This window comes from Streptomyces sp. NPDC047869 (genome assembly GCF_040704065.1).
Lineage (GTDB): Bacteria > Actinomycetota > Actinomycetes > Streptomycetales > Streptomycetaceae > Streptomyces.
Genome location: NZ_JBEYRK010000017.1, coordinates 116,476 through 139,133, shown reverse-complemented (window position 1 = coordinate 139,133; position 22,658 = coordinate 116,476). Strand labels below are relative to the sequence as shown.

Genomic DNA, 22,658 nt, shown 5'->3' with positions numbered 1-22,658 from the left:
ACACGGCAAGAGAAAGGCCAAGCGATGCAGAACCCGCCCGGTGAGGAGCCGGAGACCTCCCTCTCCGTGACACCGCCGAAGAAGTGGGCGGCCGGGGTTCCCGCCGTCGTGCACGCGCTGGAGTACTCGCTGGAGCAGACCTCCCCGCGCAAGACCGGGGTCGACCTGCTCACCATGAACCAGGTGGGTGGGGTCGACTGCCCCGGCTGCGCGTGGGCGGACCCCGCTCCGGGCCGGCGCCATCGCAATGAGTACTGCGAGAACGGCGCTAAGCACATCAACGACGACGCCACGACGCGCCGGATCACCGCCGACTTCTTCCGCGAGCACAGCGTGTCCGATCTGGCCGCCCGCTCCGACATGTGGCTCAACCAGCAGGGCCGGCTCACCGAGCCGATGATCAAACGGCCCGGGTCGGATCGCTACGAGCCCATTGGCTGGAACGACGCCCTGGGCGTCCTGGCGCAGGAACTCCGGGGGCTGGACTCGCCCGACGAGGCGGTCTTCTACACCTCCGGCCGGGCCAGCAACGAGGCCGCCTTCGTCTTCCAGCTCTTCGCCCGCGCCTACGGCACCAATAACCTGCCCGACTGCAGCAACATGTGCCACGAGTCCAGCGGCTTCGCCCTGAACGAGACGCTGGGCGTCGGCAAGGGCACCGTGAGTCTCGACGACCTCCACCACGCGGACCTGATCTTCCTGGTGGGGCAGAACCCGGGCAGCAATCACCCGCGGCAGCTTTCGGCCCTGGAGGAGGCCAAGCGCAACGGCGGCCGCATCGTGGCGGTGAACCCGTTGCCGGAGGCGGGGCTGCGACGCTTCAAGAACCCGCAGAAGCCGCGTGGGGTCGTGGGGCGGGGCACCCAGATCGCCGACCGCTTTCTGCACATCAAGCCGGGCGGGGACCTCGCCCTGTTCCAGGCACTGAACCTGCTGTTGCTGGAGGCGGAGGACGCGCGTCCCGGCACCGTCCTGGACCACGACTTCATCAACGCCCACACCTCCGGTTTCGAGGAGTTCGCCCGGCACGCCCGCACCGTCGACTGGGACGACGTGCGCGCGGCGACGGGACTAACCCGCGAGGAGATCGAGAAGGTCCGCGACGAGGTCCTGCGGAGCGAACGCGTCACCGTGTGCTGGGCGATGGGCATCACCCAGCACAAGCACGGCGTACCCACCATCCGGGAGATCGTCAACTTCCTGATGCTGCGCGGCAATCTGGGGCGCGCCGGTACGGGCGCCTGCCCGGTGCGCGGCCACAGCAACGTCCAGGGCGACCGCACCATGGGCATCTGGGAGCAGATGCCGGACACCTTCCTGGACGCCCTTCAGGAGGAGTTCGGCTTCGATCCGCCGCGCCCGCACGGCTTGGACTCGGTGAACTCGATCAAGGCGATGCTGGAGGGTCGCGTCAAGGTCTTCCTCGCCCTGGCCGGGAACTTCGTGCGCGCAGCGCCCGACAGCGAGGTCACCGAGAAGGCGATGCGTTCGTGCCGGCTGACCGCCCACATCTCCACCAAGCTCAACCGCTCGCACACCGTCTGCGGCGACACCGCCCTGATCCTGCCGACGCTGGGGCGCACCGAGCGTGATGTCCAGGCCGACGGCGAGCAGTTCGTCACCGTCGAGAACTCCATGAGCGAGGTGCACACTTCCCAGGGACGACTCGAACCGGCCTCGCGCGTGCTGCTGAGCGAGGTCGCCATCCTGTGCCGGCTCGCCCGGCTGAGCCTCGGCGGCGAGGGGGACATCCCCTGGGTCAAATTCGAGGGCGACTACAACACCATCCGCGACAGCATCTCCCGGATCGTGCCGGGCTTCCACGATTTCAACGCCCGGGTGACCCGTCCGGGAGGCTTCCAGCTACCCAACCCGGTCAACGAGGGCGTGTTCAGGACCGAGACCGGCAAGGCCCGGTTCACCTGCAACGAGCGGGTGGTCCCCCGGGCCCCCGAGGGTCACCTGCTGCTGCAGACCTTGCGCTCGCACGACCAGTGGAACACCGTCCCGTACACCAACAACGACCGCTACCGCGGCATCCACGGCAGCCGCCACGTCGTCCTCGTCAACCCGGCCGACCTGTCCGAACTCGGCCTCGCCCAGGGCGATCGCGTGGACCTGGTGAGCGTCTGGGAGGACGGCACCGAGCGCCGGGCCGAGAACTTCGAGGTCGTGTCCTACCCGGCGGCCAAGGGTTCGGCCGCCGCCTACTACCCGGAGACGAACGTCCTGGTGCCGCTCGACAGCGTCGCCGACGTAAGCAACCAGCCCACGTCGAAGGGCATCGTCGTCCGCCTCGAACCCACGGGCGACCGATCCCGGCCGGCACCCGTCTGACCGAAACCGACGATGCCGCGGGCCCCGCTGACAGCAGCGGGGCCCCGCCGTCCGTCCAGGCGGTCTCGGTTGGAGCACCGGGCGGACCAGAGGAAGATGCCTGCGATGTGGAGTCCGGCCAGGTAGATGGTGGCGGTCTTCTCGTAGCGGGTGGCGATGCCGTGCCACTGCTTGAGGCGGTTGATGCACCGCTCGACGGTGTTGCGCCGCTTGTAGGTCGCGCGGTCGAAGGCCGGTGGCCTGCCGCCCCGGCTGCCGCGACGCAGCCGATGGCTCCGCTGGTCCGCTGGGACGGGGATCACTGCCCGGATGCCGCGCTTGCGCAGGTGTTCGCGGATCGCGCGGGAGGAGTGCTCCGTGTCGGCCAGGACCAGGTCCGGCCTGGTGCGGGGCCGTTCTCGCCGACTGGGAACGCGCAGGCGGGCCATGACGTCGGTGAAAGCAGGTGCGTCGCCGGCCTGGCCAGCGGTGAGAACGAATGGAGTCGGTCGGGCCGGGGGCGTCGGGGTTGTGGCGGGCGGGGAGTGGGATGCCGCGAGGTGGGCAGCCGCCCCACGCTCATCGCGCCGGGCCCGGTACCCGTCGAGGAGGCGGTGTGCGACCGGGCCGAAGCGAAGTGGCTCGCCGTGCGCAGCGGTGAGCTGCCCGCCCGGCAGGCGGAGGCGCTTCCGCTGAAGTGACGGGCACGTCGGTGTTCCTCAAGACGCTCGAGGGGCTGCTTAAGCCGCAGCGGCGCTCGGTGAAGGTCGCGGCCGGACCATCGCCCGCCTGCACGAGCACAACCTGTACGAGGTGCGGAAGCAGTTCGGCGCGCTGTTGGGCTCGATGAACCTGTACGACAACATCGCCTTCCCGCTGCGCGAGCACACCCACAATGGCAGTCCTGAAAGCGGGCATCGTGCGGTCTGACGGGCACTACCTGTAGGGGCGGCAGCCAGAGCAGGCCCGCGGCGAGGCCCTCGCGGCCGCGCGGAAGGCGGCGCCGGTCGTGCTGTCGTATGCCTACCGGCACCTGGACCGGGACTTCGCCCGGGCCCGCGCCCTGCTGACCGGCCACGAAACGTGCACATGCGCTGCTCACCAGGGGCGCACGGCCACGTGACCCTCGCCGGTGCGCTCGAAGCTGTCGTGGCACAGAACAAGGCAGATGTCGCCGCGGCTGATGGTGGTGCGCATCGCGGAGACGAGAGTTGTTCGCCGGTCTGGGCAGGTGCAGGGAACTACGCTCGTGATCAATACAACTAGGCCTGTCTGATAAATGATCTTGACGGCTCGTGCGCTGGCTGGGTCCTGTGTCAGGTGGTGGGGCGGGTGCCGGGGGTGTGGCCGAAGGTGCGACGGAAGACGTTGATGAAGGTGCTGGCGGAGGACCAGCCGCAGTGGTGGGCGACGGTGGTGACGGGGGTGTCGTCGGCCAGAAGGATCAGGGCGTGGTGGAGCCTGATCTGGGTGCGCCACTGGGGGTAGGTGAGGCCGAGGTCGTCGCGGAGGCGGCGGGAGAGGGTTCGGGCGCTGGCGCCGATCTGGCGTCCGAGGTCGTCGAGGGAGCGGTTGTCGGCTGGGGCGGTGCGCAGGATGTCGTGCAGTTCGCGGAGCAGGGGGTCGGTGGGGGCCGGCAGGTGCAGGGGCTGTTCGGGGGAGATGGTGAGCTGGTCGAGCATGACGGCGCGCAGGCGGTGGTGGGGTGGGCTGTCGTTGTCGGGGTCGCGGGTGTAGGCGACGATGAGTTCGCGCAGGAGGGGGCTGACGGTAAGGACTGCCGGTTTGTCCAGGCCGAGAGGGTTGTCGGTGGTGGGCAGGCCGACGAGGTGGAGGTCGAGTTCGCCGTGTGCCTGATGCCGGTGGACGGTGCCGGCGGGGATCCAGAGCGCGCGGGTGGCGGGGGCGATCCAGGAGCCGGCGTCGGTGGTAACCGCGATGGTGCCGCGGCTGGCGTAGGCGATCTGGTGGTCGTCGTGGCGGTGCGCGTCGATCTCGCCGCCGGAGGCCAGGCGCTGGGTCCGGGTCGGCGCGACAGGGGTGTGGCGGATTTTCTGCATCGCCTGTCAATCTATCGAAAGCGCGACACCGGGTGCTTCTCCCAGCATGGGAGGGGTGCGAAGGAATACATCGATCTCCCTGCTAGCCGTGGGGCACGCCTGCGTCGACATCTACCAGGGCGCCGTCGCGGCGCTGATCCCGTTCTTCGTGGCCGAACGGGACTACACCTACGCGGTCGCCTCCGGCATCGTGCTGGCCGCGTCCCTGCTGTCGTCGGTGGCCCAGCCGCTGTTCGGGGTGCTCACCGACCGGTGGGCGATGCCGTGGTTGCTGCCGGTCAGCACCCTGCTGGGCGGGGTGGGCATCGCGCTCAGCGGCCTGAGCGGCTCCTACGGGCTCACCCTGTTCTTCGTCGCCATCTCCGGTATCGGCGTGGCCGCCTACCACCCGGAGTCGGCCCGTGTGGCCCGGCTGGCCGGCGAAGGCAGTCACAGCGCGATGGGCTGGTTCTCCCTCGGTGGCAACATCGGCTTCGCGCTCGCCCCACTCATGGTGTCGGCCGCGATCGGACACGGCTCCCTGCACTGGACACCCGTCCTCGTCCTGCCCGCCCTCGCCGGCGCCACCCTGTGCGTGCCCGTCCTGCGGATGCTCGCCCGGCCGCAGGCCGGCACGGCCAGGACGCAGCCGCCCCGCGGCGCGGACGATGTGGCCTCGTTCGTGAAGCTGTCCCTGGCGGTCGTCTTCCGCTCCATCGTGTTCACCGGCCTGAGCACCTTCATCTCCCTCTACGCCCAGCAGCGCATGCAAGGCAGCACCACCGCGGGGACCGTCGCCCTGTTCCTGCTGTTCCTGGGCGGCGCCGTCGGCTCGGTCCTGGGCGGATCCCTGGCCAACCGCTACGACCGCGTTCGCGTGTCGTGCTGGTCCTACCTGCTCTCCATCGCCGCCGTCACCGGAGTGATCTACGCACCAGGCCCGGCCATGTTCCTCTTCGTGGCCCTCACCTCCGCCGGCCTGTACGTCCCCTTCTCCCTCCAGGTCACCCTCGGCCAGGACTACCTGCCTTCCCGCATCGGCACCGCCAGCGGCGTCACCCTCGGCCTCACCGTCAGCATCGGCGGCCTCATCAGTCCCCTGCTGGGGCACCTCGCCGACTCCACCACTCTCCGGACCGCCCTCACCCCCCTGATCGCCATGCCCGCTCTGAGCTGGCTCCTCTTCCGCGCCCTGCCCGAACCCACCGCCCCCGGCACCCGGGCCGCCACACCCGCGCCCGTATCCGCACGACGAGGCGCGTAGGCCCGCACGGACCAGTGATCACACGCATGGCCCGCCGGGCGGACGAGGACGTGTCCGAGCATGGATCCTGCCGTCCGCCGGGGCGAGCTGACGGAAACGGCGTGGGAGCGGATAGCGCCCTTGCTGCCGAGAGTTGACGGCGGGGGCGGCCGTGGTGGAACCACCGGCAGGTCATCAACGGCGTGCTGTGGCGCCTGCGGACCGGCGCGCCCTGGCGGGACGTGCCCGAGCGCTACGGCACGGTGACGGTCTGCGCCGCACTCCGGCGAACGAGCAGCCGAAGGCTACGGCTCGTTGACCGACCTCGCGGCTCCCCCATGATCGACCGGCAGGTCCCGGTACCCGGTGAACGATGGCTGTACGGCCGTGGCCTGTTCGGGGCGGGGGATTGCGGCGGTGAGGTTGTGCGGTGGCATTCACGCTCTTGCCGGGGATCACTGCGGTACGGACTCGATCCGGAGCGGGGCTGGCCCGCTCGGGCAGCTGGCCGGTGCTGATCACGCGCCTTTGTCCAGGTTGACGTGGGCGGGCAGCTCGCGGACCTTCAGCCCTTCGGTGCACATGAGGTCGTTGATCTGCCAGCAGGCTTCGGTGGGCAGGTAGACCGAGCGCAGCCGGACGGGGGGTGCGCATGTCGCCGACGGAGGCGACGGACACGCCCTGGGGCATGGTGCGGTCGGCGGCGGTGATGTCCAGTTCCCGGCGGTGGGGGAGAGGTGCAGGAAGTCCTTGACAGTGTCGACGCGGTGGCAGATCCGGGCGGATAGGTTGGTGCGCACGGCGGTGGAGCACGTCGGCGGAGGGCTTCTGGGTGAGCAGTCAGAGCCGTACGCCGAAACTTGGCGTCCTGGCTGGCGATGGCCAGCAATTCGGCCTCGAAGCGTTCGCGTGCCTTGCGGTCGGGGTGACGGGTGTATGTCCCGCATGAGCGAGGCGTGGGCGAGCAAGGTGTTGACGGTGATCGACTTGCCGGAGCGGGTGACGCCGGCGATAAGGGCGTGGGCGGAGTAGGCGAGGTTGAGCACCACAGGGGTGCCGTTCTCGTCCCAGCCCAGCAGCACGTCATCGGTGGAGACGAACTGCCCCGGCCGGCGCGCTCCACCTTCCCGTCCGGCCCAGGCTTGCGCGGGGCCGATTCAGGGGAGGACGGCTCCTGCGTGTCAGGCGCAGGCTTGTCTCGTCCGGGAAGATGCATTTTTGCCATACCGGCGTGAGTTTCCCGCAGCGGGTCCTTGAAGCACTCCTACACCGGCTCCATTCACGGGGCTGCCCGGACACCAACCGCGGGTCACTTGGGTCGGGGGGCTCGCTCGGGCTCGCCGGCGGCGTCGTCGCCGCGCATGGGAAGTTGTACCGGCCGGCCGTTGCGGTGTGCCCAGATGTCGCGGAGAACGACCTTGAGCATTCCGGCGATGGGAATCGCCAGCAGAGCACCAAGGATGCCGGCGACTTCGACAGCCAACAGGATGGCCAACAGCACGGTAAGAGGATTGAGCTTGACCGTCCGGGACAGGATGACCGGCTGCAGGAGATGATTCTCGACCTGCTGATAGACGATGAAGAACACTACGGCGGCGATGCCGGCCGGTAGGGAGTGGATGAATGCCGCCAGGGAGGCGACGACGGCTCCGAGCGTGGCTCCCACCAGGGGGATGAGGTCGGCGAGAGCGACGAACAGGGCGAGCAGGCCGGCGAACGGTACTCCGGCCAGCAGCAGCATGACGTAGGTGAGCACCCCGCAGATGACGCTGATCAGCAGGTTGCCGGTCAGGTAGCCGTTCACGGTACGTGCGCACGCGGCGCCCACTCGGCGGATACGTGCGGCACGCGCGTCATCCACGAGCGCCAGGGCCCCGTCGATGATCTTGGGCCCCTCAAGCACCATCAGATACGCCAGGACGAACATCGTGACGGCTCCGGCCAAGGTGGTGGCGGCACTGCGGACGAACGCCAGCGCGGGGGTGCCCAGCCCGGTGGCGAAGGAACGGATCTGCTCGTGATGCTGTTGGACGTACCGAAGAGCATGTGTCCGCTCCAGCAGATCCCCCACCGGTCCGCGGCCGGCCCGCGCGTCCGCGATCAGGTGAGGCAGCCGGCCGGCGAGCCGGGTCCCCTCTTGCGCCAGAGGGGTGACGAAAAGGGCGACCAGCGCCCCGACGGCCAGCACCGCCACCAGGAAGACCAACAAGGTCGCCACCGACCGGCGACACCGGGTCAACCGCCGCTGCACTACATCGACTGCGGGGGACAGAGCGACGGCGAAGAACAGTGCGATCACCGCCCAGATCAGAACCCGGCGTGTCTCGATCACCAACTGCAGCCCGATGTAGGTGGCGAGCACCAGACCGATGGTTGCAAGGATGGCCCGTACCGGCACAGGACGCGTCTGCATGCAGCCGGAGTGCCCGGCAGCACATAGGGGAAACGAACAGACCGGAATGCCGGCACTGAGGCCGGAGGTGGTTGGTGGACGGTACCCCCGCCTCGCCAAGCGCTTGTCACGGCCGCTGTCCGCGCCGCCCCACGGAGGATGACGGCACCGCCCCTGTTCTGGCCTCTGCGGCTGCGCATGATGCTCCGCGTCAGAGTCTGCTGAGTGTGCCCGGGCGCTGCCATGCGCTCGGCCCTGTCCATGGCCCGGCGAAAGCATCTGAATGGGAGCAACCGCCGGCGTAACGGCCGGACGGCTGCTGCCCCACCCGAGCGATGGCTGCGCCTTTCGGGTCCCACCGGCTCGGGTCGCGATGCGTAGACGGGCCGCCCGAGTATGGGGCTTGGACAGCCCTCCCCTTTGCCCGTGCGCGGGGCGAGGATTGTCAGGTCGCGTGGCGCCGGAGCAACGATGGTGTGCGCCGCGTCATCCAGGCGCAGGCCAGACCGATAGCGGCGCCACCGGCGACGTCACTGGGGTAGTGGGCGCCGGACTGGATCCGCTCGAGGCCGACCATCGCGGCCGGTATCGCGCACAGGGCTCCGGCTGCGGGCCAGATGGTAGTGATCGTCGCCGTGAAGGCGACCGCGGCAGCGGTATGCCCTGAGGGGAACGATGAGGACTCGGGCCGATCGTGCACTTCCTTGTGGGGGATCCACTCTTTGGGCGGCCGAGGCCGGTCGGCGAGACGCTTGCACAGGCCGTTCGACATGAACTGGGCGAGCGCCAGAGCCGACAGTCCGAAGCCGGCGGCCCCCCAGCCCCGTCGTCCGCCGACCGCGGCCATCACTACGGCCGCGCCCCACCACAGCTTGCTGTTCTCTGCCGCTTCCTCCACCGCCGACAACACCCTCCCCGCATGATTCGGAATGTGGGACGCCGCCCGCTGGATCAGGATCTGATCCACCTTTTCCACGTCAGCACGTATGGTCATAAACTGTGAGTTTCCCGCCGCATCGCGACCACGCGTAGAGCAACTCGCTGAGGAACGAAACGGCACCTCAAGAACCGACGAGACGCGCCGCTGGAGTCATCCAGGCGATGCACCCAGCGGATAAGTGGCGCCTTGATCTTCGCTCACCATGAGTGCTGGCTTGAGCGACTTGACGAGCGGCAGTGGCACCGCGCCCTCCCAGCCCAAGACGCGCGCCGCGGTCACCGCAGGGGAGACACGCACTTCAACTCCGGCCACCACCGTTTTGAGCCAATCCTGCTGCTCTGAAATCACGGACCCGGTGTATCGCCCCATATCCGCTCCGCCACACTGACACACCGTGTACGAGGGGCATCGAATGGTTGTCGGAAAACCGGTCACAAGCGGACAGGATCTGGCTGAGTGCGTCACGGCTGTCTCTTCGCGGCCTCCCACAGCCAAGACGCCGGTCGTTCCGCACCAAGTGATGGTCGTGGTGGTCCGGGATGGCCTGGCGCACTATGGGCAGGCAGGGAAGGAGGGTCCGCTGAGGATCGGCAGTCTTAAAGGAGCGTGATCATATGTCCACGCCCACCCCGAGCGACAACCTCCACCGGGGGCCCAGATCGAGGACGAGGCCCGCCGTACCTTCCGGCGCAACCTGGGCGGCCGCCGGGCCGTGGACGTGACGGGGACCCGACGGAGTCACGCCGGCCGCGGTGGGCACCGGCCACCTCACCGGCATCGACGCTCCCGCGCAGGGGGTCGCCGCGCGACTGCGCCAGGTGCAGCCGCTCGTCGAACTGCGTGTGCCCTTCAAGGTCGGCCGTGACGCGGTGGACGACGTCGAGCGCGGCGCACAGGACTCCGACTGGCAAGCCCGTCAAGGACGCGGCGCGCACGATGGCGTTCGCCGAGGACAGAGCCGTCTTCGAGGGGTACTCGGCGGCGGGCATCGACGGAGTGCGCACGCGCACCTCCCACCCGGTGATCGCTCTGCCGGCGGAGCCGCGCGACTACCCGGACGCCGTCAGTCGCGCTCTGACGACGTTGCGGCTGGCGGGAGTCGCGGGCCCGTACGCGCTGCTGCTGGACGCCGACGCGTACACCGCGGTGAGCGAGACGTCCGACCACGGATACCCCGTCGCCGAACATCTCGGCCGGCTGCTGGACGGGCCGCCGATCTGGGCCCCGGCCCTCGACGGGGCGTTCCCGCTCTCCACCCGGGGCGGCGACTTCGAGCTGCGTCTGGGCGAGGATCTCGCGGCTACACCGCGCACGACGCGAACGACGTCGCGCTGTACTTCCGGCAGACGCTGACCTTCCTGGTGTACACGGACGAGGCCGTGGTGGCACTCACGTTGCGAGGACACCGCCGGACGCCCAGAGCCGGCGAGTCAGCCCGAGGGCGTGCCCGACCGCGCCGGCACGGGTTCCAGGCGGACCACGATCCCCTTGGACGTCGGCTGGTTGCTGATGTCGGCCACGCTGTCCAGGGGCACCAGGACCTGGGTCTCGGGGTAGTAGGCGGCGGCACAGCCCCGGCTGGTCGGGTACGGGACCACCTCGAAGTCCTCGGCGCGGCGTTCGGTGGCGTCGCTCCACACACCGACCAGGTCGACGTGCTGTCCTTCGGCGAGGCCGAGTTCACCCACGTCGTCCGGGTTCACGAGCACCACACGGCGGCTGCCGTGGATGCCCCGGTAGCGGTCGTTGGGCGTGTACGGAATGGTGTTCCACTGGTCGTGCGAGCGCAGCGTCTGCAGCAGCAGGTGCCCCTCGGGCAGGTGCGGCATCTCCCAGGCGTTGCGTGTGAACATCGCCTTGCCCGTGGCGGTGGGGAACACGCCCTCGTTGACCGGGTTCGGCAGTTGGATGCCGCCGGGGCGGGCCACTCGCCGGTTGAAGTCGTAGAGTCCCGGCACGATGCGGGAGATCCGGTCACGGATCGTGCCGTAGTCGGCCTCGAACTGCTCCCAGGGGATGCCGGCTCCGCCGTCGAGGGTGCGACGGGCCAGTCGGCACAGGATGGCGACTTCGCTCAGCAGGAGCTTGGAGGCCGGCCTCAACCGCCCGTGGGAGGTGTGCACCTCGCTCATCGAGTTCTCCACGGTGACGAACTGCTCGCCGCCGGCCTGGATGTCCCGTTCGGTGCGGCCGAGGGTGGGCAGGATGAGCGCGGTCCGTCCGCAGACGGTGTGGGACCGGTTGAGTTTGGTGGAGATGTGGGCGGTCAGGCGGCAGTTGCGCATGGCGGCCTCGGTGACCTCGCTGTCGGGTGCGGCCCGGACGAAGTTGCCGGCCAGCGCGAGGAAGAACTTGATCCGGCCCTCACGCATCGCCCGGATCGAGTTCACCGAGTCCAGTCCGTGGGCGCGCGGCGGGTCGAAGCCGAACTCCCGCTGCAGCGCGTCCATGAAGACGTCGGGCATCTGTTCCCAGATCCCCATGGTGCGGTCGCCCTGCACGTTGCTGTGTCCGCGCACCGGGCAGGCTCCGGTGCCCGCCCTGCCGAGGTTGCCGCGCAGCAGCAGGAAGTTCACGATCTCCCGGATCGTGGGGACACCGTGCTTGTGCTGTGTGACTCCCATGGCCCAGCAGACGACGACCCGATCGCTGCGCAGCACGTCGTCGTGGACCTTCTCGATCTCCTTCCGGGTCAGTCCTGTCGCGGTGAGCATGTCGTCCCAGGACAGCGCACGCGCGTGCGCGGAGAACTCCTCGAAGCCGCTGGTGCTGGAGCGAATGAAGTCGTGGTGCAGCACCTGCCCGGGCCGGTTGTCCTCGGCCTCCAGCAGCAGCCGGTTGAGCGCCTGGAACAGGGCCAGGTCACCGCCGGCGCGGATGTGCAGGAACCGGTCGGCGATCTGCACGCCGCGCCCGACCACGCCGCGCGCCTTCTGCGGGTTCTTGAATCTCAGCAGGCCGGCTTCGGGCAGTGTGTTCACCGCGATGACGCGGGCGCCGTTCAGCTTGGCCTGTTCCAGCGCGGACAGCTGCCGGGGGTGGTTGGTTCCGGGGTTCTGCCCCACCAGGAAGATCAGGTCGGCGTGGTGGAGGTCGTGCAGACTGACCGTTCCCTTGCCCGTGCCCAGTGTCTCATGGAGGGCGAAGCCGCTGGACTCGTGGCACATGTTGCTGCAGTCGGGCAGATTGTTGGTGCCCAGCGCCCTGGCGAAGAGCTGCAGGACGAACGCGGCCTCGTTGCTCGCCCGGCCCGAGGTGTAGAAGACGGCCTCGTCCGGTGTGTCCAGGGAAGTCAGCTCGGCGGAGAGCAGTCCGAAGGCGTCGCTCCAGCTGATCGGCTCGTAGTGGTCGGACTCCGGCCGCTTCACCATCGGTTCGGTGAGCCGTCCTTGCTGGTTCAACCACATGTCGGACCGTCGGCTCAGCTCGGAGACGCTGTGCTCGCGGAAGAAGTCCGCGGTGACGCGTCGCGTCGTGGCCTCGTCGTTGATGTGCTTGGCGCCGTTCTCGCAGTACTCGTTGCGATGGCGGTGCCCCGGAGCGGGGTCCCCCCAGGCGCAGCCAGGACAGTCGATGCCGCCCACCTGGTTCATGGTCAGCAGGTCCACCCCCGTCTTCAGCGGGGACGTCTGCCGCAGGGAGTACTCGAGGGCGTGCACCACCGCGGGCACACCCGCGGCCCATTTCTTGGGCGGTGTCACGGTGAGCTCGTCCTGCGGCTCCTCGCCCGGGGGCTTGTTCATCGGGTCGCCTCTCGCTCGTCGTCGCGCACGCGGTCAGCCCACCGGCCAGCAGGGCACCTGGCTCCTCGGCGGTTCCGGCTCCGCGTGCCGCACGTGTCCGTTGCGGATCGTCCCTCGCCAGGAGCCGCCCGCCTCCCCCAGTCCCTCGATGTACTCCTTGAAGTGTTCGAGCTCCGATCGCACGACTCGCCTGGTCAGCCCGGGTACGACGGTGAGCCGGCCGCCCAGTCCGCGCGGCTCGACCTCCAGCCGCAGGCTGACCGACGTACCTCCCCGCGCGATGGACCGGAACGAGACCTCGCCACGGTGGGAGGGACGCCGTTCCAGGCTCCGCCAGGCCACATGAGAGTCGGGTTCCTGTTCGACGATCTCCGCCTCGAACTCGCGGCGCACCGGTCCCACGCCGATGACCCACGTGGTGACGTTGGGCTTGACCTGCTCCACGCGTTTCACCACGGTCATGAACCGGGGAAAGCTCTTGAACTGCGTCCACTGGTCGTACGCGGTACGCACCGGCACCGCGATCTCGATCGTCTCGTTGACGGTACTCATGGCTCACCCATCTCCCGGGCCCCGATGTCACCCAGTCTCGCCGCCCGGTGCAGGGGCTGCCACACGGCCGCTGAGCCGTTCGGGCCCCCGAGGCGCCGACCGAGCGGTCGGGCGGTCCGAGGCCGGGTGAGGGCGGGCAGCGCCGCGAGGCGGTTCCCGCCATGGCCGGGCGGTCCGAGGACTACGAGGCGACGGATCACCAGCCCGGCTGACGCGCCTTCCGCGGAGCGCTCAAGTAGGTCTCGTAACCCGCTTCCCTCAGCACCGCTTCGACTCGCGTCGTGACCTGCGCGGTGCTCTTCCAGGGCGCCGTGTACGACAGCCGCGGACGGAAGTCGATGATCGCCGCGGCCCTCGGCCACCTCGACGCGCCGCCGCTCAGCGGGCCCCTGCCCGACTATCCGGCTCTGCGCGGCCCCCTCGGCATTGTCCCCGCTTCCTACGCAGCACTGGATGCGCGCCTCGCGCGGCGCGCTCTCGCCGCGGTGCTCGCCGGCGAGCCCCTGCCCGAGGCATGGATGGAGGAGATCACCGCCCCGGGCGAAGGCGACGAGGACGAGCAGCGCGCCTATGAGCGGCCAAGTGCTACCTCAACGCCGGCCAGACCTGCATCGCTCTCACCCGCATGCTCGTCCCCGTGACAAGCTCGCAGGATACGGGTCCGCAGTCCCGCGTACTCCGCCCCGCCCCGCTCCCTCGAGCGGGAAGACGGCGAAGTCCGCGAGGGGCTCGGGGGCCGGGAACCTGTCCGGCTACCCCACCGTGATCCATCACCCGTGATCGTCGAAGCCGGACCTAGAGCAGGATGCGGAGGTCGAGCACGGGCCCGGTGGCGTCGAGCGGGGTCGCATCCAGTTTCCCCAGGACATGGAGCATCGGCTTGTTGCTCGCCACCACCGCGGCGGTCAGCGTGTGGTGTCCCTCGCGGCGGGCTGAGGTCGCCGCATGTTCGGCCAGCGCGGTGCCGAGCCAGCCGCCGCTGGAGAGAGGCCGGATGCCAGGTACTGGTGCTGGCCGCTTGCCGGCACCCGCGTTCTCTGCACCAGCGGGTGGAGTGGTGCACAGCCACTTGGAAGTGGGTCACTTATGCGAAGTGTGGACGTTCATCGGCCTGTCCTGATGGCGAGGGCCGGGCGGCCCTCCGTGTAAATCCTTGAGCGATGACGCAAGCAATGCCCAGCATCGGCGTCGACGAGGACCACGACTCCTCAATGTTTTCGCTTCGTTGCGTAGTTGAACGTATGTGCAGAGCAGTCAACGTGGCGCGAAGTCCTCTTGAGACGGCCTGCAGGCGGCAAAAGACTGCTGCGGTAGCAAGGCCGCGCCTGCATCCCGGGAGCCGCGCCACAGCAGTCACGATCGCAATGAGAGGAGAACGCCGATGCCCGACGCCAGCCGTCGAGACGCCGCACACTCGATCACGCTGACCGACGGCACCGCCACGCGAACCCGTGAGGCGGGCCCCGTCGACCTGGTGCCGGTCCAGGAACTGCACCGCCGCTGCTCGCCGGGCAGCCGAGCCCTGCGGTACCACGCGGGCAAGTCCGGGCTGTCACCTGCCGAATGGGGCCAGTTGTCCAGCCCTGAGCGCGGCACCACGCTGGTGACCGCTCCGGCCGAGCGTACGGACCACATCATCGCCATGACCAACGTCATGCGCACACATCAGCAAGGGGTGGGGGAACTCGCGATCCTGGTCGAGGACGCGTGGCAGGCCAGCCGCGGCCGTCGGCCGGGGAGAACGGCACGTCATCACGGAGACGGGCACTGTCACGTTGACTGACCGGGTGGGATGATCTTCGGGTTGATCATGGTGGAGGAGGGACCGTCCGTGGACAGCGCGCCGCCGTACAAGGGGCACCGGTACCCGGTCGAGATCATCTCCCACTGCGTGTGGCTGTACTTCCGCTTCCCGCTCAGCTTCCGCGAGGTCGAGGAGCTGATGTTTCAGTGCGGCGTGATCGTCTCCTACGAGACCGTCCGCCGCTGGTGCGCGAAGTTCGGACAGGCCTACGCCAACGGACTGCGTTGCCGCCGGCCTCGGCCCGGGGATAAATGACACTTGGACGAGGTCTTCATCAAGTGTCAACGGAGGATTGAAGTACCTGTGGCGGGCCGTCGACCAGGACGGGGACGTGCTCGACATCCTCGCGCAGAGCCGCCGGGACAAGGCCGCGGCCAGGCGTTTCTTCCGCAGGCTGATGAAGAAGACACGTTCGGTGCCCCGGGTGGTCGTCACGGACAAGCTGCGCTCCTACGGCGCCGCCCACCGCGAGGTCATGCCCTCCGTGGAACACCGCTCGCACAAGGGCCTAAACAACCGGGCGGAGAACACCCACCAGCCCACCCGGCAGCGCGAGCGTGCCATGAAGGGCTTCCGCTCCGCCGGCGGAGCCCAGCGGTTCCTGTCCGCGTTCAGCGGCATCTCACCCCACCTCCGACCCCACCGCCACCTGCTCACCGCCCCCGACCACCGAGCCGAAATGACCGTTAGCTTCGCCATCTGGGACCACGTCACCGGAGTCGTCGGCGCGGCCGCAACGGCCTGAACGCGGACCAGAACCGCAAGCCCCCACGCCCCGACACACCGTCAGACGCCCACAAGTCCAACAACGTGACAACGCCATTCGGGCCGCTGGGCGTCCGGCCCACCGCGGGCTCGTGTTGGGCCAAGCAGGGCAAGCCCAACCGCCTGCCGGCGACTTACCACCGAACCCATGGCGTCACCTACTTCCGTGGCTGCTACTCCGTCGGCGATTACTGGTGAAGAGGCAGTATTCCGAGACTGCACTATTCGCAAGCAGACTCACTCTGCGTCGCTGGTCGGTGCGCAGCGCATCGCCGACGGATGTCGGTGCACCCGTAGGACACACTCCGGCGCTCAACCAGAGGCGGTACGAGCACGGGCACGCCACCGAAGGCGACCACGGGGAGAACCACGTTCGGCCTACAGCAGTTGAGCGTCACCCAGGGGTGTCACCTAGCGTCATGTGTGAGTGACTTTTCGCTGCAATCTCGGAGGTGGACTGCGCGCCGGCCTTCGTCGCGTAATGCGAGAACCAGCCGAATACAGCGCGCACAGGGCGGCCCGGTGGCACCAAGGCCACCCTGGCGGGACAGTCGGTGCCTACTAGCGGACACGCATTCGATAGCGAGGCACCGCCATGCCTGATCCGAATCAAGGACGCCAATCTGAGCGCCAGCCTCTCGGCGAACGCCTGGACAACTTTTTCAAGAAGACTCCTGCCCTGGTCTTGGTCCTCTCCGTTTCCGGTCTTGTAACCGCGGTCAGCACCCTGGTTGGAGCCGTCGGCCTGATCGCATTCTGGCTCAAGCATCCAACCTGGCAGTCCGTTGAATACGAAAGACTCTCGAAGTTGCGGGCAGGAGTCACGCTTCAAAAATTCGAAGAGCAACTAGGGCAACCATCTTACCGATCGCTCCATACCGCTCCGGGTATTACAGGTACGACGACCGAGAGCGTCTTTCAAAGAAACGGCTATTGGGTGGACGTGATGAGTGATTCCTCTGATACGGTCCAGGCTTATGCCGTCACCGCCTGCAAGGACGACTTCAACCCTACATTTTCATACTGGGACGGTACGGGAAATTCTCGCATAGTTCTCAACAAAACCCACGTTGGCGAGGTACGCAACGGGGGGGCATGGGCGAAGATATCGATACTCAATACTGCACCTAGTTACGTTTTCGAGGTCCTGCCGGACGACGATGCTACGGACTATAAAGGTCATGCCTTGGGATTGAATGACGTTTGTCATCCGTTTGATAACGCTGCATGGGTAGACTGGATCGACAAGCATCCGCCTCGCGGAAACAATGGAATTGTTGCAAAACAGATTACCGCTCTGGATAAAGTGGGTCGGAACCTCATAGACAGTACGACTATTAACACGTTTGCGGAGACTGCAAACGATACGACCATGGACATCTATTCTGGCCCAATAGGCGTCAGTCGCTCACTCGTGCGATGACACTAGTGATTTCTCACACAACCTCCCTTGTGGCGCGCGCGCAATTCTTCGCGTTTGACCGCTTGTGGGGCGTTACCGCCGCCGCAAGGGCACCACCAACAGCCTGTCCGCGCTGAAGTCGATTCGCGCCGCCCGACCCGACGACGCCCCCATCTACATCATTCTGGACAACCTCTCTGCCCACACCGGAGCAGACATCCGCCGCTGGGCGAAGAAGAACAAGGTCGAGCTGTGCTTCACCCCGACCTGCGCCTCCTGAGCCAACCCGATCGAAGCCCACTTCGGCCCGCTGCGGCAGTTCACCCTGGCCAACTCGAACGATCGCAGCCACCCCGCGCAGACCCAGGCACCGCATCGCTACCTGCGCTGGCGAACCGCCAACGCCCGCCACCCCGACTTGCTCGCCGCCCAGCGCAGGGAATGCGCCCGTATCCGCAGCGAGAAGGGTATCCGCTGGGGCGGACGCCCCCTGAAAACAGCAGTCTGACCAACCGTGGTCGGCAAGCTCCGCTACCGGGTCTATTCGCAGTGCACCGGGCTTCAGCCCGGTGGTGAAGCGAATCTTTAGCCTGCTCTGACCTCAGCTATGGGCGCGGCTCGGCACTGGTCACCTCGGCCGGCGTCAGAGCGGCCGGTTCTGCTGCTCGATGTACTGCTTCACGATGCTGAGCGGCGCACCGCCGACCGGCCCGGCGAAGTACGAGCCGGACCATAGGCGTTGCGCCCGCCAGCAGTGACGGACGAGATCCGGGAAGCGTATCGTGGGCCGCGTGCAGCTTCGGTACAGCTTCCGGCTGTACCCGAACACCGCTCAGCGCACGGCGTTGGCGAAAGCGTTCGGGTGTGCGCGGGTGGTCTACAACGACGCATTCAGGGCTCGGGAGACCGCCCGCAGCGAGGGGCGGCCGTTCCCGAAGACCGGGGACCTTTCGAAGCAGCTCATCACCGACGCCAAGCAGACGCCTGAGCGGGCGTGGCTCGGCGAGGTGTCGGCGGTCGTCCTCCAGCAGTCCCTGAGGGACCTGGACACGGCGTACCGGAACTTCTTCGACGCCCTGAAGGCCAAGCGCCCGCGCATGGGCGCGCCCCGGTACAAGTCCCGCAAGGACACCCGGCAGGCCGTCCGCTTCACCGCGAACGCCCGCTGGTCCACCACCCCCGGGCACAAGCTGCGCCTGCCGAAGATCGGCGACCTCAAGGTGAAGTGGTCCCGCACACTGCCCTCGACGCCGTCCACGGTGAGCGTGGTCAAGGACTCGGCGGGCCGGTACTTCGCGAGCTTCATCGTGCAGACCGGCACGTCGGAGGTGTTGCCGCAGACGAGGCCCGAACTGGGCATCGACCTCGGGCTCGGGCACTTCGCGATCCTCTCTAACGGCCGGAAGGTCGACAGCCCGCGGTTCCTGCGCCGGGCCGAGAAGCGCTTGAAGAAGGCGCAGCGGGCCCTCTCACGCAAGGAGAAAGGCAGCAGGAACAGGGACAAGGCCAGGATCCGCGTCGCCCGGGCACACGCCCGGGTCGCGGACGCGCGCCGCGAGTTCCACCACCAGCTCTCCACGAAGCTGATCCGCGAGAACCAAGCGGTCGCGGTGGAGGACCTGGCGGTGAAAGGGCTCGCCCGCACGCGTCTGGCCAAGTCCGTGCACGACGCCGGATGGGCGGCGTTCGTGGGCATGCTGGAGTACAAGGCCACCCGGTACGGGCGCACCTTCGTGCGCATCGGCCGGTTCGAGCCCACCTCGCAGGTCTGCTCGGCCTGCGGCGTCAAGGACGGCCCCAAGCCCCTGCACGTCCGAGAGTGGACCTGCGGTGCATGCGGGACCATCCTGGACAGAGATATCAACGCGGCGGTCAACGTCGCCAAGGCGGCCGGACTGGCCGTGTCAGCCCGTGGAGCGCAGGTAAGACGGGGACCCGTCCCCACACAGCGCGGCGAAGCGGGAACCCGCCCGGACCCGCACCCGACAACGGTGCGGCAGACGGGAATCGCCCTCCTTTAGGTGGGCGAGGATGTCAATCCACACAATTGTTCCGCGCGCGCGGGTCTGTCCGTGCACGCATGCCTGCTGGTGGGGGAAAGCCCTGTCAGCCTCGGCCTGCAGCGCCGTCGTCCGGAATGGCCCAGGCCGGTCAGGCGGGCGAGGCCGTCTGCCGTTGCCGCCGTGGCAGGCCGGGGCGCGAGCCGGAAACAGGGACGGCGGCGCCCGGACGCGGCGGACTGGGCGCGGGCCCGGGGGTGCGCTGCTGCCCTGCGTTTTGCCGTGTGCCGGCGGTCGCTGTGCCGCGTTGTGGCGTGAAGTGGGTCACTTCGCTTGTGGGGATGCCGAGCAGGCGGGCGGCGTCACCTTGACTGACGTGCAGCTTGTCCACGAGCTCGTGAACAGCGGCGGCGATCGCCTGATCCTCGGAGGCGACCGCGGCCGCCCGGCGGTGCCGTGCTTCGGCCACCGGAGTGAGCACAGGCTCGAGTTCGGGCACCACCATGTTCAGGACGATCAGGTCAGGAGGGGCCCCGACGGCTTCGGCGACCAGGCCGCGCGCCAGCTCCTCCGCACCCTCAAGAGTGCGGCACTGAGTGTGTAGGTCGAGGCGGGGAATGTCGACGGCCCACCACCGGCCGATGCGGCGCAGCAGGACTTGAAATTGGTCGCAGGAACTCATGCGCTCTGCCTCCTCTCCTTCCGGCGGCCGGGGCCGTGACTCACGGGCTGACCGGCCCGCGAGCTTCCGGAACTCGCTCTACCCCGAACGGCTGGATGCAGGCATGGTCAGTTGAGGCACAGTCCGAGTAGGCAGACGTCCGTCGGTGACGTCGGTACCCGTGCGGGACGGGTCTGGGACGTTCCCGCCGTGCCGTTGCTGGGCGCGGGCATCGACGGCTGTTGCGCCGTTGCATCGGAGGAGTTGGGTGCCGTGTCGCTGGTGTTGGGGGCGGTGCTGTGCGGCTGCGGCGTCGGCGTCACGGCCGTGCGCCCAGGCGCGGCGGCTTGTGGCCGGTCGATAGCTGGCGCCGTGCCGGGCGAGACCACGCGGGCCTGCACTCGCAGGGTGTTGGGTGTCGTCGGCGACTGCGGTTGCGAAGGGGCGTGTGACGACCGGTGAGTGTCCTGATCGGTCGCTGGCGCGGAGGCCGGACGGTTCTGCTCGGGTCGGTGATCGTCCACGGTGCCGATGCTCACGTCGTCCGGCGCCGTGGCTGCCTCGGCCCGGTCGGCGGAGGTCCGTTCCATCATGGCGATGGTCAGGCCGCCTCCGACGAGTGTGACGGCGCTGGCGATCGCCGCCCGACGCTTGTTCTTCTTCCAGCGGACCAGTTGGCGCCGGCGTGCCGCACGCCCCTGCTGCGCGGGTGGCGGGTCTTCGACATCGGCGGCAATGGCGGGGGCATCGCCTGTGGAATCGCTGGGCTCCGTCTCGCCGTCGAGGAATGCGTCATGCCGCATGTGGGAGGTTGCAGTGTCCCGGTGAGGCGTTGGGGCCGGTGCGGCGTTCGTCATCGTCGGGGTCGACTTGCTGCGGCCGTCGACGGCGTGCGGGTCGATGTCTGGGGCGTAGGCGCCGCACCCGGGGCACACCAGGGCGCCATTGAGATGTCGACGGCATGCAGTGCAGTAGTCCATCCGTGGTCTTCCGGTCTTCCTGGGTCGACATGCCGTCGGCCTGCCTGGGCCACGACCTGGTCAGGTTCGCACATGTAATCGAGCAGCCAGCAACGCTAACGAGGCTTTCGAAACGCTGCGTGCAGCATGTGTGATGCTCCTGCGTAAATTCTTTGTGCAGACACGGGAGAAGGCGGGCGTATCCGCGCTGAGCCTGCCGTGGCGGTGACCCGCGCCACTCCGGCTGACCAGACGCAGCGGCCCCGACCGAGGGCCGCTTCCTCGGCAGGCATGTCGGTGGGTTTTTTGGTTACAGGCCGCAGGAGCCGCGGTCGAGGTGGAAGTAGCGGGCGTTGGCCCAGCGGCACAGCCTGATGCCGACGGTGACGCCGAGGATGGTGACGAGGGCGGGCAGGTATCCGCCGGCGACCTGGACGATGGGGATGGCCGGGCACCCGCCGGAGATCGCCCAGCCTGTACCGAACAGCACGGCGCCCGGGATCACGCCCGCGTGGATGCGCCCCGGGGTGCGGGGGACCCGCAGCAGGGCGAATGCGCAGATGATGATCACGACGGCGTCGGCGAAGGAGAGGAGCATGCGCAGGTCCTGGAAGGTGAACATGCGGTTCAGTTCGGTGTAGTCGCCGAAGCCGATGTTGGAGACGGTATAGCCGAGGGTGAGGCCGGTGATGATGTTGGCCAGCAGAATTGCGCCCCGGGTACGCATCAGATCACCTTCCACAGCAGGAACGACACCGCGACGGCGGTACCGAAGAACACGGCGGTCGCGATGAGGCTGACCGGTCGTAGACGGCCGCAGCCGTTGAGTCCGTGACCGGAGCTGCATCCGCCGGCCAGCCGGGTGCCGAAGCCGACCAGAACGCCTCCGACGAACAGCAGGACGGTCATGGTGGTCGGGTTCGCGGTGACCACGTTCCGGAATCCCGGTCCCATGTCGAGGCGGAGGTGGAACCGGCCGGAGGTGACCGCGGCGATCAATCCGCCGAGGAAGATCGATACCAGCAGGGCAGCCTGGGTGACCAGCGGGGCCGGGCCTGGGCCGGCGACCGGGGTGTCCTCACGCACCGCCGGCTCGGCGTCCGTTTCGAGCGGTTGTGACGTCCCGTACGGAGCCGGCGGCGCGGTGGGCGCGGTGGGGCTGGTGCGGAAGTGCTCTGCCGTAGCTGCGGCGAGAGCGTCAGCGAGAGCGCGCTCGTCGGTGAACTCCTCGTCCATCTCCTCGAGGTGGCGCTCCCGGCGCCAGTGCAACACGCGGTCCCACGCGGAGGAGACCCCGAACAACCGGTCCGTGGTGAGGGTGTAGTTGATGGTGATCAGAGCGAGCCCGGCAGCGCCGGCCCACCAGGGCCAGTAGCCACTCATGCGGGGCCTCTCATCCATTCGGTGATTCGAGCCCACAAGCCGCGCTTCGGGCTGGGCGCTTGCCGCGCGTGGCGAGAGGGGCGGTGATGAGGTCGGGGCGTATGTAGAGGGGTTGACGGTTGGTCATGCGAGACCGATATCGGCGGAGATGCCGCCGCGAACGGAGCCACTGTCTCCGGTGCCGCGGTCGCGGGTACATGCGGCTGAGGTGGCTGGGCTGGCGCCGGCTGCGGCCAAGACGTGCTCTGCGCCGACCACGGATCGTGCCGTGGAGGCGGGGCCTGCTGGGGTGTCTGCTCCGGGGCCGCGGCGGTTCGGTCCGCGCCGGTGGCCACTGCTTCGAGGTGTCGCGCGCGGGCTCCGTTGGGCAGCAGACTGATCGGCACACGCTCGCCGGTGAGTGACACCTGGTAGCGCGCACAGCCGAGCCACCGATCCTCGCTGTCGCAGTAGTAACTA

The 22,658-nt window shown here is 68.4% G+C and carries 17 protein-coding genes and 10 pseudogenes; 13 read left to right on the top strand and 14 right to left on the bottom strand.

Annotated features, from left to right (window positions below):
- The first annotated feature begins 24 nt into the window (after positions 1 to 24).
- A complete protein-coding gene (locus AB0924_RS22675; RefSeq protein ID WP_366912336.1) occupies positions 25 to 2,337 on the top strand; it encodes an FdhF/YdeP family oxidoreductase in 2,313 nt (770 codons plus the stop codon).
- An 86-nt stretch (positions 2,338 to 2,423) separates the two neighbouring features.
- Here AB0924_RS22675 and AB0924_RS22670 read toward each other — a convergent pair.
- Positions 2,424 to 2,768, bottom strand: a pseudogene (locus tag AB0924_RS22670) (transposase); the annotation flags it as partial.
- Between the two features lie 105 nt (positions 2,769 to 2,873).
- On the opposite strand from AB0924_RS22670, the pseudogene AB0924_RS22665 reads away from it, so the two are divergent.
- Positions 2,874 to 3,014 (top strand): annotated as a pseudogene (locus tag AB0924_RS22665) (RNA polymerase subunit sigma); the annotation flags it as partial.
- Positions 3,015 to 3,016: 2 nt separating this feature from the next.
- Positions 3,017 to 3,207 (top strand): annotated as a pseudogene (locus tag AB0924_RS22660) (ABC transporter ATP-binding protein); the annotation flags it as partial.
- A 425-nt stretch (positions 3,208 to 3,632) separates the two neighbouring features.
- Here AB0924_RS22660 and AB0924_RS22655 read toward each other — a convergent pair.
- Positions 3,633 to 4,376 (bottom strand): helix-turn-helix transcriptional regulator, encoded by a 744-nt coding sequence (locus AB0924_RS22655; RefSeq protein WP_366912335.1) that lies wholly within the window; start codon positions 4,374 to 4,376, stop codon positions 3,633 to 3,635.
- 55 nt (positions 4,377 to 4,431) lie between these two features.
- Here AB0924_RS22655 and AB0924_RS22650 point away from each other — a divergent pair, with 55 nt between their 5' ends.
- Together AB0924_RS22650 and AB0924_RS22645 are read left to right on the top strand one after the other, a co-directional pair.
- Positions 4,432 to 5,619: an MFS transporter gene (locus AB0924_RS22650; protein ID WP_366912334.1), complete on the top strand. Its 1,188-nt coding sequence runs from the start codon at positions 4,432 to 4,434 to the stop codon at positions 5,617 to 5,619.
- Between the two features lie 60 nt (positions 5,620 to 5,679).
- Positions 5,680 to 5,858, top strand: a pseudogene (locus tag AB0924_RS22645) (transposase); the annotation flags it as partial.
- 258 nt (positions 5,859 to 6,116) lie between these two features.
- On the opposite strand, the gene AB0924_RS22640 reads toward AB0924_RS22645, so the two are convergent.
- From AB0924_RS22640 to AB0924_RS22620, 5 genes and pseudogenes are all read right to left on the bottom strand, one after another.
- Entirely contained in the window at positions 6,117 to 6,398 is a 282-nt protein-coding gene (locus AB0924_RS22640) for a hypothetical protein (protein ID WP_366912363.1), read from the bottom strand.
- 159 nt (positions 6,399 to 6,557) lie between these two features.
- Positions 6,558 to 6,680, bottom strand: a pseudogene (locus AB0924_RS22635) (FtsK/SpoIIIE domain-containing protein); the annotation flags it as partial.
- A 227-nt stretch (positions 6,681 to 6,907) separates the two neighbouring features.
- Positions 6,908 to 8,011 carry an AI-2E family transporter gene (locus tag AB0924_RS22630; RefSeq protein WP_366912333.1) on the bottom strand — a complete coding sequence of 368 codons (1,104 nt, stop codon included), beginning with the start codon at positions 8,009 to 8,011 and terminating at the stop codon, positions 6,908 to 6,910.
- A gap of 424 nt (positions 8,012 to 8,435) precedes the next feature.
- Positions 8,436 to 8,984, bottom strand: a complete 549-nt coding sequence (locus tag AB0924_RS22625; protein WP_366912332.1) for a phosphatase PAP2 family protein — start codon at positions 8,982 to 8,984, stop codon at positions 8,436 to 8,438.
- A gap of 96 nt (positions 8,985 to 9,080) precedes the next feature.
- Positions 9,081 to 9,278: a hypothetical protein gene (locus tag AB0924_RS22620; protein ID WP_366912331.1), complete on the bottom strand. Its 198-nt coding sequence runs from the start codon at positions 9,276 to 9,278 to the stop codon at positions 9,081 to 9,083.
- A 310-nt stretch (positions 9,279 to 9,588) separates the two neighbouring features.
- On the opposite strand from AB0924_RS22620, the pseudogene AB0924_RS22615 reads away from it, so the two are divergent.
- A pseudogene (locus AB0924_RS22615) lies at positions 9,589 to 10,321 on the top strand (family 1 encapsulin nanocompartment shell protein); the annotation flags it as partial.
- Positions 10,322 to 10,360: 39 nt separating this feature from the next.
- Here AB0924_RS22615 and AB0924_RS22610 read toward each other — a convergent pair.
- On the bottom strand, positions 10,361 to 12,673 hold the full coding sequence (locus AB0924_RS22610; RefSeq protein ID WP_358937669.1) for an FdhF/YdeP family oxidoreductase: 2,313 nt from the start codon (positions 12,671 to 12,673) through the stop codon (positions 10,361 to 10,363).
- 33 nt (positions 12,674 to 12,706) lie between these two features.
- Complete coding sequence (locus AB0924_RS22605; protein WP_358937667.1) at positions 12,707 to 13,225, bottom strand: SRPBCC family protein; 519 nt, start codon at positions 13,223 to 13,225, stop codon at positions 12,707 to 12,709.
- A 281-nt stretch (positions 13,226 to 13,506) separates the two neighbouring features.
- Between AB0924_RS22605 and AB0924_RS22600 the strand changes: the two genes are divergently transcribed.
- From AB0924_RS22600 to AB0924_RS22575, 6 genes and pseudogenes are all read left to right on the top strand, one after another.
- Positions 13,507 to 13,866: a hypothetical protein gene (locus AB0924_RS22600; RefSeq protein ID WP_366912330.1), complete on the top strand. Its 360-nt coding sequence runs from the start codon at positions 13,507 to 13,509 to the stop codon at positions 13,864 to 13,866.
- 740 nt (positions 13,867 to 14,606) lie between these two features.
- Complete coding sequence (locus AB0924_RS22595; RefSeq protein WP_366912329.1) at positions 14,607 to 15,008, top strand: hypothetical protein; 402 nt, start codon at positions 14,607 to 14,609, stop codon at positions 15,006 to 15,008.
- Positions 15,009 to 15,035: 27 nt separating this feature from the next.
- Positions 15,036 to 15,774: pseudogene (locus AB0924_RS22590) on the top strand (IS6 family transposase).
- Between the two features lie 77 nt (positions 15,775 to 15,851).
- Positions 15,852 to 15,983: pseudogene (locus tag AB0924_RS22585) on the top strand (IS630 family transposase); the annotation flags it as partial.
- A 406-nt stretch (positions 15,984 to 16,389) separates the two neighbouring features.
- Positions 16,390 to 17,217 (top strand): ETEC_3214 domain-containing protein, encoded by an 828-nt coding sequence (locus AB0924_RS22580; RefSeq protein ID WP_366912328.1) that lies wholly within the window; start codon positions 16,390 to 16,392, stop codon positions 17,215 to 17,217.
- A gap of 76 nt (positions 17,218 to 17,293) precedes the next feature.
- Positions 17,294 to 17,704 (top strand): annotated as a pseudogene (locus AB0924_RS22575) (transposase); the annotation flags it as partial.
- Positions 17,705 to 17,839: 135 nt separating this feature from the next.
- Here AB0924_RS22575 and AB0924_RS22570 read toward each other — a convergent pair.
- A pseudogene (locus AB0924_RS22570) lies at positions 17,840 to 17,968 on the bottom strand (transposase); the annotation flags it as partial.
- A 19-nt stretch (positions 17,969 to 17,987) separates the two neighbouring features.
- Here AB0924_RS22570 and AB0924_RS22565 point away from each other — a divergent pair.
- Complete coding sequence (locus AB0924_RS22565) at positions 17,988 to 19,217, top strand: RNA-guided endonuclease TnpB family protein (RefSeq protein ID WP_366912327.1); 1,230 nt, start codon at positions 17,988 to 17,990, stop codon at positions 19,215 to 19,217.
- 130 nt (positions 19,218 to 19,347) lie between these two features.
- On the opposite strand, the gene AB0924_RS22560 is transcribed toward AB0924_RS22565, so the two are convergent.
- The 4 genes from AB0924_RS22560 to AB0924_RS22545 all read right to left on the bottom strand — a co-directional run bounded on the left by AB0924_RS22560 (position 19,348) and on the right by AB0924_RS22545 (position 22,199).
- Positions 19,348 to 19,878 (bottom strand): hypothetical protein, encoded by a 531-nt coding sequence (locus AB0924_RS22560; protein WP_366912326.1) that lies wholly within the window; start codon positions 19,876 to 19,878, stop codon positions 19,348 to 19,350.
- Between the two features lie 107 nt (positions 19,879 to 19,985).
- The gene (locus tag AB0924_RS22555; RefSeq protein WP_366912325.1) at positions 19,986 to 20,660 is read right to left on the bottom strand and encodes a hypothetical protein; all 675 of its coding nucleotides are present in this window, start codon (positions 20,658 to 20,660) and stop codon (positions 19,986 to 19,988) included.
- 466 nt (positions 20,661 to 21,126) lie between these two features.
- Complete coding sequence (locus AB0924_RS22550) at positions 21,127 to 21,543, bottom strand: YeeE/YedE thiosulfate transporter family protein (RefSeq protein ID WP_366912324.1); 417 nt, start codon at positions 21,541 to 21,543, stop codon at positions 21,127 to 21,129.
- Positions 21,543 to 22,199, bottom strand: a complete 657-nt coding sequence (locus tag AB0924_RS22545; RefSeq protein WP_366912323.1) for a YeeE/YedE thiosulfate transporter family protein — start codon at positions 22,197 to 22,199, stop codon at positions 21,543 to 21,545. Before AB0924_RS22545 ends, AB0924_RS22550 begins: the two co-directional genes overlap by 1 nt.
- Between the last annotated feature and the right edge of the window lie 459 nt (positions 22,200 to 22,658).

Excerpts from the sequence above, each read along its gene's own strand:
- AB0924_RS22595 (WP_366912329.1), top strand. The coding sequence starts at position 14,607 with ATGCCCGACGCCAGCCGTCGAGACGCCGCACACTCGATCACGCTGACC.
- AB0924_RS22560 (WP_366912326.1), bottom strand. The coding sequence starts at position 19,878 with ATGAGTTCCTGCGACCAATTTCAAGTCCTGCTGCGCCGCATCGGCCGG.
- AB0924_RS22625 (WP_366912332.1), bottom strand. The coding sequence starts at position 8,984 with ATGACCATACGTGCTGACGTGGAAAAGGTGGATCAGATCCTGATCCAG.
- AB0924_RS22675 (WP_366912336.1), top strand. The coding sequence starts at position 25 with ATGCAGAACCCGCCCGGTGAGGAGCCGGAGACCTCCCTCTCCGTGACA.
- AB0924_RS22655 (WP_366912335.1), bottom strand. The coding sequence starts at position 4,376 with ATGCAGAAAATCCGCCACACCCCTGTCGCGCCGACCCGGACCCAGCGC.
- AB0924_RS22630 (WP_366912333.1), bottom strand. The coding sequence starts at position 8,011 with ATGCAGACGCGTCCTGTGCCGGTACGGGCCATCCTTGCAACCATCGGT.
- AB0924_RS22545 (WP_366912323.1), bottom strand. The coding sequence starts at position 22,199 with ATGAGTGGCTACTGGCCCTGGTGGGCCGGCGCTGCCGGGCTCGCTCTG.
- AB0924_RS22580 (WP_366912328.1), top strand. The coding sequence starts at position 16,390 with ATGCCTGATCCGAATCAAGGACGCCAATCTGAGCGCCAGCCTCTCGGC.
- AB0924_RS22550 (WP_366912324.1), bottom strand. The coding sequence starts at position 21,543 with ATGCGTACCCGGGGCGCAATTCTGCTGGCCAACATCATCACCGGCCTC.
- AB0924_RS22555 (WP_366912325.1), bottom strand. The coding sequence starts at position 20,660 with ATGCGGCATGACGCATTCCTCGACGGCGAGACGGAGCCCAGCGATTCC.
- AB0924_RS22605 (WP_358937667.1), bottom strand. The coding sequence starts at position 13,225 with ATGAGTACCGTCAACGAGACGATCGAGATCGCGGTGCCGGTGCGTACC.
- AB0924_RS22610 (WP_358937669.1), bottom strand. The coding sequence starts at position 12,673 with ATGAACAAGCCCCCGGGCGAGGAGCCGCAGGACGAGCTCACCGTGACA.